The 14,699-nt window shown below is 66.2% G+C and carries 9 protein-coding genes; 3 read left to right on the forward strand and 6 right to left on the reverse strand.

The genetic code is table 11. The annotated features are described in order from the left end of the window. Window positions 1–124: 124 nt before the first annotated feature. Both KF715_19055 and KF715_19060 read left to right on the forward strand, forming a co-directional pair. Window positions 125–3,334, forward strand: a complete 3,210-nt coding sequence (locus KF715_19055; GenBank protein MBX3738800.1) for a tetratricopeptide repeat protein — start codon at window positions 125–127, stop codon at window positions 3,332–3,334. Beyond that, window positions 3,331–6,591: a TIR domain-containing protein gene (locus tag KF715_19060; protein MBX3738801.1), complete on the forward strand. Its 3,261-nt coding sequence runs from the start codon at window positions 3,331–3,333 to the stop codon at window positions 6,589–6,591. Before KF715_19055 ends, KF715_19060 begins: the two co-directional genes overlap by 4 nt. Before the next feature lie 13 nt (window positions 6,592–6,604). Here the strand turns inward: KF715_19060 and KF715_19065 are convergent, their stop codons facing one another. From KF715_19065 to KF715_19090, 6 genes are all read right to left on the reverse strand, one after another. After that, window positions 6,605–9,214, reverse strand: coding sequence for a DUF4982 domain-containing protein (locus KF715_19065; GenBank protein ID MBX3738802.1), 2,610 nt, complete (start codon window positions 9,212–9,214; stop codon window positions 6,605–6,607). Between the two features lie 61 nt (window positions 9,215–9,275). Then, window positions 9,276–9,986: a GNAT family N-acetyltransferase gene (locus tag KF715_19070; GenBank protein MBX3738803.1), complete on the reverse strand. Its 711-nt coding sequence runs from the start codon at window positions 9,984–9,986 to the stop codon at window positions 9,276–9,278. A gap of 79 nt (window positions 9,987–10,065) precedes the next feature. Further along, entirely contained in the window at window positions 10,066–10,779 is a 714-nt protein-coding gene (locus KF715_19075) for a response regulator transcription factor (protein MBX3738804.1), read from the reverse strand. Then, window positions 10,779–11,840, reverse strand: a complete 1,062-nt coding sequence (locus KF715_19080; GenBank protein MBX3738805.1) for a response regulator — start codon at window positions 11,838–11,840, stop codon at window positions 10,779–10,781. The genes KF715_19075 and KF715_19080 overlap by 1 nt, the downstream gene beginning before the upstream one ends. Further along, complete coding sequence (locus KF715_19085; GenBank protein MBX3738806.1) at window positions 11,837–12,280, reverse strand: response regulator; 444 nt, start codon at window positions 12,278–12,280, stop codon at window positions 11,837–11,839. Before KF715_19085 ends, KF715_19080 begins: the two co-directional genes overlap by 4 nt. Window positions 12,281–12,303: 23 nt before the next feature. Next, the gene (locus KF715_19090; GenBank protein ID MBX3738807.1) at window positions 12,304–13,533 is read right to left on the reverse strand and encodes a PAS domain S-box protein; all 1,230 of its coding nucleotides are present in this window, start codon (window positions 13,531–13,533) and stop codon (window positions 12,304–12,306) included. 127 nt (window positions 13,534–13,660) lie between these two features. On the opposite strand from KF715_19090, the gene KF715_19095 reads away from it, so the two are divergent. Beyond that, window positions 13,661–14,632 (forward strand): PocR ligand-binding domain-containing protein, encoded by a 972-nt coding sequence (locus KF715_19095; protein MBX3738808.1) that lies wholly within the window; start codon window positions 13,661–13,663, stop codon window positions 14,630–14,632. Window positions 14,633–14,699: the final 67 nt, after the last annotated feature.

The following is a 14,699-nucleotide window of genomic DNA, read 5'->3' on the forward strand; positions in this document are numbered from 1 at the left end:
GCTCAATGCCTCGGCCCGCGCCCCCACACACAGGCTCCGGACACGGGACACTCTCCCACGCACGCGTGCAGCTTTTCCTGCTCGCAAGGGCGGAGCCTGCGACAAACCGCCCCGTTGCCCACCGATGAGCGACGCGAACAAGGCCATTTTTCTCTCTTACGCCTCGCAGGACGCCGAAGCGGCGAAGCGGATTTGTGACGCGCTCCGCGCCTCCGGAATCGAAGTCTGGTTCGACGTCGAGGGCGGGCTTGAGACCGGCGACGAATGGGACGCAAAAATCCGCCGGCAGATCAAAGAGTGCGTGCTGTTCCTCCCGCTGATCTCCGCCAATACGCAGGCGCGCGAGGAAGGCTACTTCCGCATCGAGTGGGATCTCGCCACCGAACGCGCCCGCGGCATCGCCAGCGGCGTGCCGTTCATTCTGCCCATCGTGATTGACGACACCCGCGAGCCCAACGCGCTCGTGCCGGACCGATTCCGCAGTGTGCAATGGACGCGTGCGCCCGGGGGCGAGTTGCCCGCGGCGACGCAGGCTAAGTTCGCCAAACTCTGGTCGCACCGGGCCGGAGTGGCCAGGCATCAGGCCGCTGTTGCCAGTGCCGTAAGCGACACGCCGACCATCCCCGCGGCACCGACTCCACCAAGGAAAACCGGGCTCTGGCTCGCGGTCGGCGCGGCCATCGTGGCGGTGGGTGCAGTCGCGCTCGTCCTTACTCGACACGAAGACAAGTCCGCTGCGGCCAGTAAGCCGCCTGCGACTCCGTCCGTCGCACCGGTAAGCGAGACCAAAACCTCCGCCGCGCGCGACTGGCCCCGCTCGCCGGAACTGAAACGCGTCATCACGCTCCTCGATGGCATCGAGGTCATCCCGGAAGATTTCCGCCTCGCGGAGGAAATTGCCCAACGCGAACTGGACAAAAATCCCGGAGATGCCGAAGCGCTGACCGTCATGGCCCGCGTCCATTCCATGTGGCTGCTGCGGGGTTGGGATCGCAGCTCGGCCCGCTACCAAAAAGCCAAATCCACCGCGGAGCGCGCCCTCCAACTCGCCCCGGATGAACCCGAGGCGCTCATCGCACTCGCCATTCATCTCTACGCCCGCGGAGCCGAGGCGCAACGGGCCGTCGATCTCGCGCAGCGAGCCGTCGACCTCCGCCCGGACGAGCCACGCTTCCATCGCATCCGCGACAACTGCCTCTGGATCCTGTATCTGCCGACCGGCAGTGTGTTCCTCGACAACGCCGGGGATGTCTCGACCCCCGGCCTGCTGAAGGCGCTCGCCGCCGCCCAGCACACCGTCGAGCTCTTCCCGAAGGACGCCATCGTCCGCTACGAACTCAGCCGCCACTACCGCGACATCGGCATGTGGAAGGAATTCGAGCGCACCACTGAAGAAACCCTCGCGTTGGGCAAGATTGCCAACGCGCTGGTCTGGAAAGGTCGCGCCCGGTTCGGCCTGCACGGCGATCTCGAAGGGATGAAGGCCGTCCTCGACCAGGTCCCGGCCCGTGTCCGCAGCATCGAGCGCACGGTATTCGGTTACTTTCTCTATTCGGCCTTCACCGGTCACACTGCCGAGGGACTTGAGGCGCTGAACAGCTTCACCGATTCGTGGATGATCGACTTCGACTACCGCGGCCCCAAGGCCTTGCTGACCGGTGCGCTGCAGGAACTGGATGGGAAGAAGCAGCTCGCCCGCGTCCAATACGAAGTCGCCCTCACCGAACTGCTCCGCGGCCGCGCCCGCAACCCGGAGGACAGCCAGAGTTTCCTGAACGAGGCCTGGATCAAACACGCCATGGGCCAGAACGATGAGGCCCGCGCCGCGCTTCGCACCTACAACGAAGCCATCGAACGCCCCTACGCCATCAGTCCGCTCTCCACGTGGTGGTTCCAGGCACTGCCGGCGAACCTCCTCATCGGCGACCGTGAAACTGCCCTCACCTTGATGCGCGAAGCCTGCGCCAGTCGCAGCGACGGCCGCGCGACGATCCGCAAGCGCATCGCCCTCGACCCGCGCCTCGCCGCCTTCCGCACCGACCCCGAGATCGTCGCTCTCCTCGCCGAGCCGAAAACAGAAACCGCAGCTGCGCCGGTGAGCGAGGCCGCCCAACTCGCCGCCCGCGCCCTCGCGATCGCGGAAAAACTGAGCTTCGGCCGCGAGGACCTCGGCACCGCAGACGACCTCGCCCGCCGCGCGACGGAGAAGGAGCCCGATCTGCCCAAAGCGTGGGGCGCCCGCGCCTGGGTGCAGGCCGCTTGGATCATGCGCAACTGGGATCTCAGCGAGAAACGCCGGCAGGATACGCAGAGCTTCGCCAACCGCGCCCTGTCCCTCGACCCGAATCAGCCCGAGGCCCTCTATGCGCTCTCCTACGTTTTTCGCTCCCAAGGCGCATTCGATCAGGCCGAGAGCGCCTTGCGCAAAGCGCTCGCCACCGCTCCGGACAATGCCCGGATCGCCCGGACGCTCTGCAACGTCATCGCGCGGCTGGGTCGACGCGACGAAGCCCTGCAAAAACTGACTGAACTGTCCAAGCGCTTCCCGCGCGACCCGCTCGTCCGCTACGAGCTGGCCCAGATGTATGTGAATTACGGTTTTGTTAATTTCCAAGCCACGGACATCGAAACCGCGACCCGCTGGCTCGATGAGGCCGTCGCCCTGCAGCCTTTCGCCAACGGACTGACGATGAGCGCTTGTATCGCGGCGGCGTGGCGCGACGACTATGCAAAGTGTCGCGCGAAACTCGCCCAGCTCGCGGAGCTTCCGCTGGCCGAGCGCACCGATGACCGCACCATCGCCCTCGTCATGTGGACCAATTTGCTCGACGGCCGCTACGACGAGGTGATCTCCACCGCAGCCCTTACCGCGCATACCACCTTCGAGGATTCGGTGCTGGTGTATGCGCACAAGCAGTGGCTCCTGGCCCTCGCCCGTGAACGTCAGGGGAAGCCCAACCTCGCCCGCGTCGAGTGGCAGAACGCCGAGCCTCTCCTGCGCCAGCAAGCGGCGGAAGCTCCCGGCAACCCGTTCCGTCAAGCCGGACTCGCCATCACTTTGGCCCGGGTGGGTAAACGTGAGGAGGCTCTCGCACTCATGGAAAAGATCGAACCCGCTTGGCGCGAGGAGCTGACCCGCTCACGCCCCATGGTCCTCGCCCAATTCTACGCCTCCCTCGGTGACGCGCCCAAGGCCGTGGAGTATCTGCGACTGATCGTAGACCGCAGTGTCTACTCCACCCGCCACATCCTGCGCCGCGATCCATGGTGGGATAAGATTCGCGAGAGCGCGGAGTTCAAAGCGTTCCTGGCCGAGCCGGCCAAAGTTCAATGAGCGATTCCGGCAAAGCCGTTTTCCTCTCCTACGCCTCGCAGGATGCCGAGGCCGTCCAGCGTATCGCCGAGGCGCTGCGCGCCACCGGCATCGAAGTGTGGTTCGATCGCAACGAACTCGTCGGCGGCGACGCGTGGGACCAGAAAATCCGCCGTCAGATCAAGGAGTGCGCGCTGTTCGTGCCGATCATCTCGCCGAACACCAACGCACGCCCTGAGGGCTATTTTCGCCTCGAGTGGAAACTGGCCGTCGACCGCTCGCACCTCATGGCCGACGATGCGCCGTTCCTGTTCCCCATCGCCCTCGACGGGATCACGGACGCGAAGGCGCGCGTGCCGGAGAAATTCAAAGAAGTCCAATGGACCCACCTCCGCCTTGATGAGACGCCATCCGAGCTCGCCGCGCGCCTTGCCCGCCTGCTCGCACCCGAAGCTGCCGCCGCACAGTCGACCGTCCCGGCTGCCCCCCCGGGCGCGAAACCTGCGCCCCCCAATCGCTGGCAGTGGTGGATGATCTTTCCGATTCTTGGTTCGGTGATCGGCCTGCTTTTCGCCGCGGGGCCTCTGCTGCGCATGTTCCGGGGTGCGCCGCCCAAGCCTGTCACCACCGTGTCCGCTTCCCCCGCGACGAAGACCGCCACGCCCGCCGCTTCCGAAGCGCGACGGCTGGCCGACCAGGCGTTCGCCCTGAGCGTGGATAAATACGATTCGACTCTCGACGACTACACCACCGCCGATGCGTTGATGAAGCGCGCCATGACCGCCGATGGGGACGACGGCGAGGTCCTCGCCCGCTCCGCGCAGCTGCAATTCATGTTTCGCAACCGCGGATTCGATTTCGCGCCCGAACGCATCACAACCGGTCGCACCCAGGCGGAGCGAGCCGTCCGTCTCGCGCCCGAATCCGTCGAAGCCCACCTCGCGCTCGGCCTCGCGCATCGTTACACGGGCAACGCCGCCGCGGCGCTCGAGGCCTACCGTCGTGCCGTCCAACTAGAGCCGGATCACGCCCGCGCCTTGATTTGGCTGGGAAGCCGTTTGGTCGAACAGAACGACGGCGAGGAAGGGCGCAAACTGCTCGAACGCGCCCGGCACAGCACCGAGTGGGCGCCCCTCGTCGACTATTACCTCTTCCTCGTCAGCTTCGGAAATCGCAAGTTTGCCGACGCGGAAACCTACATCCGACGCTCTTTTGCCGCGAGACCATCCGTCAACTCCGCCGGCGGCATCGCGCTGCTCCACCTCACGTGGACGGGCGACCTGGAGGCCGCGGTGCGCGACCTGAGCGCCGTCCCGGCCGCGATGTTGAACGCCCCGCGTGTGGTCTGGATGACGGCCCAGGTGCATCTCAATCGCCGTGCGCCGGAGGATGCCTTGCGGGCACTCGACCGGCTCCCCGACCTCTTCATCCGCGACAGCTGGTTCACCGGGCCCAAGGCGCTGCTGATCGGCCGCGCTCATGCCCTCGCTGGCCGCGCGACAGCTGCAAAGCTCGCTTGGGAGGGCGGCCTCCGATTCGTGGACGATGCTCTGAAAAACGATCCTGCCGAACCGGCGATCCACCGGGCCCGCGGGGAATTGCTCGCCGCGCTCGGCCGCTCCGACGAGGCACTGGCCGAGGCCCGGACGTTCGAGGAACTGAGTCACGGCACGCTGCGCGGCTGGAACGTCTCCGCGGCTGGCATCTACGCCACACTCGGCCGTGCCGACCTGGCCGTCCCAAGGCTCGCCGCCATCATAGATGCCGACACGGGCGGCTGGCCGTTGACGCGCACGCTGCTGCGACAGGACCCGCGCTGGGACCCCATCCGCGACGATCCGGCGTTCATCGCGCTGCTCACCGAGCCTCACGCCGCTGCTGATCCTACCCCGATCCTCCCCGTGAAACCCGCCATCGACGACAAATCCGTCGCCGTGCTGGCGTTCGCGAATCTCTCCGACGACAAGGCCAACGAGTATTTCTCCGACGGCATCAGCGAGGAACTGCTCAACGTCCTTGCCAAAGTGCCGGGTTTGAAGGTCACCGCGCGCACGTCGTCGTTCTTCTTCAAGGGCAAGGAGACCCCGATTCCTGAGATCGCGCAGAAACTCGGCGTCGCCTACGTCGTCGAGGGCAGCGTCCGCAAGGCCGGCGACAAGGTCCGCATCACCGCGCAGCTCATCAAGGCCGCCGACGGTTTCCACGTGTGGAGCGACACCTTCACGCGCGATCTGAAGGACATCTTCGCCGTGCAGGACGAGATCGCCGGGCTTATCGCCCAGAATCTTCGGGCGAAGATGGCGGCATCGGGCGAGCGCATCGCGGTAGCGCCGGATGTCTACGCCCTCATCTTGCAGGCCCGCCACGCCGCAGCAGTGCAGACCAACGAGGGCGCTCGGCAGGCCATCGCCTTCTACCAACAGGCCGTGGCCCGCGCCCCCAAGTCCGCCGACGCGTGGGCGGAAATGGCGTTGAACTACGTGCAGCTCGCGCGCTTCGGCGGCTTGGCGACGCCGGAGGGAATGCGCGAGGCCCGCCTCGCTGCGCAACGGGCGCTGGCTGTCGATCCCGAGAATCTGTCCGGCATCCTGGCCCTCGCCTGGGTGCAACGCACCAACGACCGCGATTGGCGCGGCGCCATCGCGTCCTTCCGCCGCGCCCTCGCCGTCGCCCCCGAGAACGTCGCCGCCATGAGTGATGCCGCGATCTGCTTCCTGAATGTCGGATTGGCCGCCGAGGCCGAGTCGCTGGCCGCCCGCGCCGCCGAGCGTGATCCGCTGAATCCTCGCGCCCAGTGGTCGCTCGGCGCGATTTTCCTCTGGTCAGGCCGCGCCGAACAGGCGGTTGAATCCTACCGGAAAGCGGTCGCCTTGGCTCCCTTGGGCGATGAATACCATTCGCACCTCGCCCGGGCATTGGCGATTGCCGGCCGGATTGCCGAGGCGAAGCAGGAGTCGGCGCGTGAGCCGAACGAACGCTACCGGTTGGTGGCCGAGGCGACCATTCACTATCTGGCGGGCGAACGGGCCGAAGGCGATCGAGCGGTCCAGGCGATCAGCGACAAATTCGGCGATCAAATGGCCGGCTACCTCGCCAACATCTGCGCCCTCGCCGGCCGGGTGGACGACGCCTTCCAGTGGCTGGAACGAGGCTACGAGGCCCGCGACGCATCCATCGCCTGGGCCAAGACCAATACGAGCTACGAAAGCATCCGCCGCGACCCGCGCTGGGAGGTATTCCTCCGCAAGATGGGCTTGGCGGACGATCAGTTGAAGTGAACGAGCCGCCGGCTCACCGCGCGGCGAAACTCACCTCGCCGCGCACGAGCCCCTCGGACTCCACGCGGAGTGTGATCGTCCCGCCGGGACCGGCTTTCGGCCGCACAATGGCGAGCGCCAGACCGTTGAAGGCGTTGCGCTCGGGACTGGCGAAGACGCGCTGATCGGTCGGGTCGCCGTTGTCGGTCGCGACGAGATCGGCCGCGCCTGCGACGGAGAATTTCAAGAGCGGCTTCGCGCGCGGGACGACGAGACCGTCCTTGTCGACGACGGCGACGCTCACGTAAGCGAGATCGCTGCCGTCCGCGCGCAGTTCCGCGCGATCGACCGTCACGCGCAACGCGGCCGGCGCGCCGGTCGTGCGCTGCACCGCTTCGGCCCAGGGCTGGCCGTTCTTGTAGGTCACGACCTTCAGCTCGCCGGGCTGATACTTCACGTCATCCCAGCGGAACCGGTATTCGAGCGGGCCGCGCTTTTTCCGGCCCAGCGACTGACCGTTGAGGAAGAGCTCCGCTTCATCGCCGGAAGAGTAGACGTGCACCGGCGTCACCTGACCGACGCGCTCCGGCCAATTCCAATGCGGCAGGATGTGCGCCATCGGCAGCTCCGGCCGCCAACGCGCCTGATAGAGATAGAACCGGTCCTTCGGAAAGCCCGCCAAGTCCACGATGCCGAAGTAGCTGCTGCGCGACGGCACGCGGATCTTGCCAAGCGCGGCGAGCTCCTGGGCTGCTTTCTCGCGCGCGACGGGATCGGCGAAGTTGAGGAGATTCGTCGCGTCGCTGTCGAACGGGGTCGGCTCGCCGAGATAGTCGAAGCCCGTCCACACGAACTCGCCGAGCACGTAGGGATTCTCGTCGAGGGCCTTCCACTCGACGTCGGGCGGCCACGCCCACCACGGCGCGTAGAGATCGTAGCTGCTGACGTGGAAATTCGCCGCGCCGTCGCTCTTCTTGTCCGAGACGGGAAAGAAATACTCGCCGCGCGAACTGATCGTCGACGCGGTTTCGGAGCCCATCATCACGACCTGCGGGTGCCGCGCGTGGAGCTTCGCGTATTCGGCCGGCTTGTAGTTGAAACCGAGCACGTCGACCACCGTCTCGAAACCGTTGTAGGCGGACGGCGGTTTGTCGCTGCCGACGACGACGGCGCGCGTGCGATCCTCCTCGCGCACGATGGCGGCGAGGTGCGCGGCGAGCTTCCAGCCCTCGGCGTCGCCGAGTTCGGGCAACTCGTTGCCGATGCTCCACTGAATCACGCTCGGGTGGTTGCGATCGCGGCGCACCAGCGCGCGCAAGTCGCGTTCGTGCCAGTCGTCGAAAAGCCGGCTGTAATCGTCGGCCTTCTTGCCGACGCGCCACGCATCGGACAACTCGACCATCACGAGCATGCCCATGCGGTCCGCCAACTCGAGCAGCTCGGGTGCCGGCGGATTGTGACTGGTGCGGATCGCGTTCGCGCCGAAGGACTGGAGAATCTCGATCTGCCGCTCGAGCGCGCGGGTGTTGATCGCGGTGCCAAGAGCCCCGAGATCGTGGTGGAGGCACACGCCACGAATCGGCACGCGTTCGCCGTTGAGCTTGAAGCCCTCCGTCGCGCTGACCGCGAGCGTCCGCATGCCGAACGGCGTCCGCACCGTGTCCACCACGAGGCCGCCGCGCTCGACGCGCGTCTCGGCCACGTAACGATTGCGCTCGCGCAAGCTCCAGAGCTTCGGCGCGGCGACGCGCAATGTGTGCGCGACGTGCGCCTGCCGGCCGGCGCCGACGCTCGCCGTCTGCGCCTCGGAAACCGCCACCGGTTCCCCGAGCGGTTGGCCGTTCGCGTCGGCGGCGAAGATCCGCACGCTGGCTTGCACGGCGGCGGTCGCAGCGCCCTGGTTGTCGAGCGTGATGCCGACATTCACGAGCGCGTGGTCGGCGGCGATTTCGGGCGTCGTGACCGTGACGCCCCAATGCGCCACCGCCACCTCGGCAGTCTTCGTGAGCCACACATTGCGATAGAGACCCGCACCCGGATACCAACGCGACGACTCGCGCGGCGGACTCAGGCGGACGGCGATGACGTTATCCGCACCGGGCTGCACAAACGGCGTGAGGTCGACGCGCCACGACGAGTAGCCGTAGGCCCAGCCGCCGGCGATCTGTCCGTTGCACCAAACGAGCGCGTAGGACATCGCGCCGTCGAATTCGAGATAGACGCGGCGGCCGGCATCCGCGGCAGGCAGAGCGAATTTCTTCCGATACCAACCGGTGCCCGCCCACGGCAACTTGCCGGTCGAGCCGGGCAATTCCTGCACGAAACCGTTTTCGATGCCCCAGTCGTGTGGCACGTCGAGCGTGCGCCAGGCGGAGTCGTCGAACTCCGGTTTAGGAAAATTCAGCCACCAACCCGAACGCGGCGGCGGCAGCGCGGCGCGCGGCGGCGCGTAATTCAGGAGATGCTCGCCGGTCGGCAGCATCCACGCCTTCATTCGCTCGTAGGCAAGCGACTCGCCCGCATCCGGATCGTCGCCGTGGAAGAATTTCCATCCGGCATTGAACGAGACGCGCTCGCGTCCCTCCTCCGCTCGCAACACGACGCCGGCCGCAACCAACGCCACCAACAGGAACACGCGATTCATGCAGGCGCGACACTACCCCGCGCGGCCCGGAGCGCCATCCCGCAATTGCCCGCCGCGCCGCCTACGCCGCCGGCTGGAGCGCGCTCGGGTTCCAGCTGGCCCGGAAAATGGGATGTCCCTCGCACTCGCCGACACGCACCGGATTGTAGCGCTTGATCAGGCCGGCGCCGCAGGCACTCCACGCAGTTTGCAGCAGGCATTTGGGATGAAACCCATCCATTTCCGTCAGCGCGCGCTGCAACAGCCGTGTGCCAAGCCCCTGGCCGCGAAACTGCGCGCGCACGGCGACGCTCGTCATGTAGACTGCCGCGCAATCCCCGGGCGACGCGGCGAGGTGCGCGAGCGTCATGCCGCCGTCGCGTTCGCCCCGCAGCAAACGCGCCTCACCGGCGACATTGAGCGGCACCAGCCAGCAGAAGCCGGCGAGCGCGCCCGATTCCTCCTGCGCAAGCGACAGACCGCGCGGCGCGACGCCGAGCAAGGTGAGGTCCGATTCGAGGGTGCCGAAATCCGCATCGTCGTGCGACGGGAAGTGCTCCGTCTCGATAGCGCGCACGTCGCGCACGGTGGAGAAGGCATCGCGGCCCGATTCGCCAAACGGGCGGATCGAGATTTGCGGGAGAGTGAGAGAAGGAAATGGGATCACGCTTGGGATTTTGGCGGCCACCGCCCTGCTCCCCACCGGATAAATGCCGCGAGCCCGCGCTATCATCGGCACTTCGACACACCCCAGAATCGCTGCTGAGTGCGCCAGTCTCGTGACAGCAGGCACTTGCAAAATGTCATAGTGCGGAACCGGCCGTCCGCGCGCCGTTTTGCCGCACCGCAACGCGATACGACGCTCGTCCTGGCTAGGTGCCGGCCTGCGTTTCGACCCAGCGCACGGCATGCCGGACCAGGGCGGTGCCGTCGTTGATTCCGAGCTTGCCCTTGATGTTGGCGCGATGGACGTCGACGGTCTTGGTGCTGAGGTGGAGCTGCGCCGCGATCTCGTGCGTGCTCTTGCCCTGGCCGATCAACTGGAAGACCTCGAACTCGCGATCGGTGAGCTTCGCGATCGGGGAACTGGATTGGCGCGGCTGTCCGCCATGGAGATTCTCCAACAGTCGCGCCGAGAGCCGCTGGCTGACGTAAATCTCTCCGCGCAACACCTGGCGCAGCGCCGCCAGCAACGCCTCGCCGCCGGCCTCCTTCATGATGTAGCCGCGCGCGCCGGCGCGCAGCATGCGCTCGGCGTAGACGAGTTCGTCGTGCATCGAAATCACGAGCACGGGCAGACCTGGGTGGAGCGCGTGGAGATCCTTGATGAACTCCGCGCCGCTGCGCCCGGGCATCGTGATGTCGCTCAAAACCAGATCGGGCCGCGCGCGAGGCATTGCCTGCAATGCCTCGGCCGGATTGCCCGCCTCACCGGCGACCATCATGTCGGTCTGCCGGTCGATCAACGCGCCCAAACCGGCGCGCATGAACGGATGGTCGTCGACGACCAGGATGCGTTTGCGCTCGGTCGCCGATGCGGTGGCGGGCGGAACCGGCGGCGATGATTTCTTGCGGGGCGTTTTCATCACTTGCCCGGCCAGAGGCACGAAATGCAGGTGCCGCCCGCGCGACCACGTTTCACCGTGAGCTCCGCGCCGATCAAGCTCGCACGATGCCGCATGAGACCGAGGCCCGTGCCGTGTTTCTCGGCACCTTCGCGCAAGCCGACGCCATCGTCGGCGATTTCCAGCGCGAGCCGCTGCGTGCGCCGGACGAGGCTCACGCGGATGGTCTTGGCGTGCGCGTGGCGCACCGCGTTGTTCACGGCTTCCTGAGCGATGCGGTAAAGATGACCGGCCACGCGCACATCGTCCACTTCGACGGGCTTCTCGGTCAGGAATGCGCAATAGACCCGACCCAACGCATTTGTCCGCTCGGCCAGTGCCACCAGTCCATGGTGCAACGCTTCCGGACCCTGGCCGATCGGCACGAGGCCGCGCGCCAGAAATCGCGTCTGCGCGATCGCCTCGCGCAGCATGCCGCTCATCTGGTCGAGGCGCGTCGAAACCATCGGGTGCGTGAACGCCGTGTCTTCCTTCAAGGCCGTGCACATGAGTTCCAATGCCGTGAGCAGCTGCCCCAGCCCGTCGTGCAGATCGGCGCCGATCGAGAGTCGCTCGCGTTCGCTCGCGGCCAGGACCTCCGCTTCGAGACGCACATGCTCGGCCCGGGCCGCCGCAAGGGCGCGGTCGCGCGCGACGGAGTCGAGCGCACGGCGCGCCACGGCCGGCAGCAAATCGAGCAGCGTGGTGTCCTTCATCACGTAGTCGAGGGCGCCATGTTTCATCACCTCCACGGCAGCGCGTTCGTCGCCCTGACCGGTCACGACCACGAAGGGCACGCCGAATCCGGTGGCGCTGTATTTGTTGAGCAGGCCGATGCCCTCGGCATCGCGCAGTTTCAAGTCGAGCAACACCAGATCGTGCGGCCCGGACTGGAGCTTAGCGAATGCCTGATAGCAGCTCGTGGCGGTATCGACCTCGTGGCCTTCGGCGCGGAGGGCTTCGGCCATGAGGATGAGCAGACCCTCGTCGTCGTCGACGACGAGGATGCGCGCGGGCGCGGAACCTTGGGAACCGGGACTCACTTGCTCGCTACAGGCGGAACGAGCAGGAGCATCACGAACATGCCCAACCGACGGATCGCCTCGGTGAACTTGTCGTAATCGACGGGCTTTTGGATGTAGACGCTGCAGCCGAGTTGGTGGCAGCGCTCGACCTCGCGGGAATCGTCGGTGGTCGTGAGCATGATCACCGGCAGCTTGCGCAGTTCGGTGTCGGCCTTCAGGCGGCGCAGCACCTCGATGCCGTCGACCTTGGGCATGCGGATGTCGAGCAGCACGAGGTAGGTGCCGTCGTGGCCGCGCACGACGTTGCCGTCGCGATCAAAAAAATAATCGAGGATCGCCTGCCCGTCGCGGAAATGCTCGATGCGGTTTTTCAAGCCGGCCATCTCGAGATTTTCGCGGATGAGGATGGCGTGGCCTTCGTCGTCTTCGACGATGAGAATGGTAGGAGAATGATTCATGGCGTGGTCCGGCGGGGCGTGGGTTAGGTCGCCGGCAATGAAACGTGGAACATGGAACCCTTGTTCACCGCGCTCTCAACCCAAATTCTGCCGCCCTGCCGTTCGAGCACGCGCTGCGCGATCGAGAGGCCGAGCCCCTCGCCCGCCGTGTCCGCGGGATTCAGCCGGTGGAAGATCTCGAAGATCTTCGCCTGATGCTCCCGCGCGATGCCCTGGCCGTTGTCTGCGACCGTGTAGGTCGCGACGCCATCGACGATGCGACCGGAGACCTCGATCAGCAGCGGGCGGTCGGCGGCGCGGTATTTCAGGGCGTTGTCGAGGAGGTTGGCGAAGACCTGATTCGTCTGCACGCTGTCGCCGAGGCAGTGCGGCAGGACGCCGACTCGCACCTGGGCCTTTGCCTCGTCGAGCTGGAACTTCATCGCCGCCGTGATCTCCGTGAGCATCGCGTTCATGTCGAGCGGACGGATGTTCAGCGCCACGCGGCCGAGGCGCGAATAATGCAGCAGGCCCGCGAGCAGCGCCTCCATCTTCGCCACGCCCGCGCTGATGAATTTCAGCGCCTGCGGGATGGAGACATCGATGGGCTTCTTCAAGTGTTCGAGCGCGATCCGGCCGTCGGTGGACTCCGCCGCCGCCGCGCGAATCTGATCGCAGGCGCGCGTGAGCTGGCGGCTGAACCCCTGCACATTCACGAGCGGCGAACGCAGGTCGTGCGAGACGGTGTAGACGATGGCCTCGAGCTCCTTGTTCTTCTGCGCCAAGTCGGTGGCGATGCGCTGCAACTCGAGCTCGTCCGCCTTGCGCTGCGTGATGTCGGTGCGGATCGCGATGTATTGGTAGGGTTTCCCGTTTGCGTTGAGGAACGGGAAGATCGTCGTGTCGACCCAGTAGAGCGAACCGTCCTTGGCGCGGTTGCGCAGCTCGCCGTGCCAGACGTGGCCGCGAGCGATGGTCGACCAGAGATTCTTGAAGAACTCCTTCGAATGGTGGCCCGAGTTGATCAGGCGATGGTCCTGACCGATCAGCTCCTCGCGTGCGTATTTCGAAATCGCGCAGAACTTGTCGTTCACGTAGGTGATGCGGCCCGACGGGTCGGTGATCGCGACGATCGAGTGCTCGTCGAGCGCCGCCTTCATGTCGCGCAGCTCGCGCGCGGCATTCACGAGTTCCTCGGGGGATGAAGTCTGATCGGCGGCGAGACGCGCGATCAATTCCTCCCGACTAAGCGTGGAAAAGTCAGGTGTGGACACGGCGCCAAGTTGCTGCGCGCGCCCGGCGCTGGCAAGCGGAACGCCGCCGCGATCTAGGGAAAATCTTTAGCCAGTCTTGGCCTGGCTGCCAATTACGCGTCTGCGCACCTTCTGCTATTTTCAACGCATGCAAGCGATCCACGCCGCTCCCGCCCTGCCCTTCGTGCCCGCCCTGTCCGCCCGCGACTCCGGTCGCAGCGTTGTCCAACATCTCGAACGCGCCGCCATCTTCCAGGAATACAAGGACGCCTTCGAAGCCACCACCGGCCTGCCCCTCGCGCTCCGCGCCACCGGCACGTTCAATTCCCCGCTGCACGATTCGAAGCGCGTGAATCCGTTCTGCCAGCTCATGGCCGGCCGCAACAAGACCTGCGCCAATTGCCTGCTCGTCCAGCAAAAGGCCGAGGAGGAAGCGCGCAGCGAGGCGAAGACCTTCCAGTGCTTCGCCGGCCTCAGCGAGGCCGCCGTTCCGGTCCGCGTCGGCGAACAGGTGCTCGGCCATCTCCAAACCGGCCAGGTGCTCCTCCACTCGCCCAGCGCCGCCGGCTTCAAGGCTGTCTCGCGCCAGATCAGCCCTGAGACCTCCACCAAGGACACCGCCGCGATCAAGGACGCCTACTTCGGCACCCGCGTCCTCACCAAGTCGCAGTTCGACTCGATCGTCCGCCTCCTCACCGTTTTCTCCCAGCACCTCTCCTCGATCAGCAATCAAGTCATGGTGCAGGAATCCACCGCCGAGTCGCCCGTCGTGGCCAAGGCGCGCGCCTACATCGCCGAGCACTTCAACGGCGAGATCTCCGTCGGCGAAGTCGCCCGCGCGGTCAACATGAGCACGTTCTACTTCTGCAAGGTCTTCAAGGGCGGCACCGGACTCACCTTCACCGATTACCTCGCCCGCCTGCGCGTCGAGTCCGTGAAGCAGCAGATGCTCAACCCGCACATCCGCGTCAGCGAGGCGGCCTTCGCCGCCGGCTTTCAGTCACTCTCCCAGTTCAACCGCGTGTTCCGCCGCATCGCCGGCGAGAGCCCGAGCGACTACCGCGACCGCGTCGTCGGCAGCACGCCGCACCACGACGAGCACAGCACCCGCGCCGCCTGATTTCCCCTCCGCAGGGCACAGGAAAATCTCCCAGGCAATCGCCGCACGACGCGCGATTGCCCTTTCT

Origin of the sequence: Candidatus Didemnitutus sp. (assembly GCA_019634575.1) — a bacterium.
Taxonomy (GTDB): Bacteria; Verrucomicrobiota; Verrucomicrobiia; order Opitutales; family Opitutaceae; genus Didemnitutus.

Bases quoted from the DNA above. Each gene is read 5' to 3' on its own strand.
- KF715_19055 (MBX3738800.1), top strand. From the start codon at position 125: ATGAGCGACGCGAACAAGGCCATTTTTCTCTCTTACGCCTCGCAGGAC.
- KF715_19060 (MBX3738801.1), top strand. From the start codon at position 3,331: ATGAGCGATTCCGGCAAAGCCGTTTTCCTCTCCTACGCCTCGCAGGAT.
- KF715_19065 (MBX3738802.1), bottom strand. From the start codon at position 9,214: ATGAATCGCGTGTTCCTGTTGGTGGCGTTGGTTGCGGCCGGCGTCGTG.
- KF715_19075 (MBX3738804.1), bottom strand. From the start codon at position 10,779: ATGAAAACGCCCCGCAAGAAATCATCGCCGCCGGTTCCGCCCGCCACC.
- KF715_19085 (MBX3738806.1), bottom strand. From the start codon at position 12,280: ATGAATCATTCTCCTACCATTCTCATCGTCGAAGACGACGAAGGCCAC.
- KF715_19095 (MBX3738808.1), top strand. From the start codon at position 13,661: ATGCAAGCGATCCACGCCGCTCCCGCCCTGCCCTTCGTGCCCGCCCTG.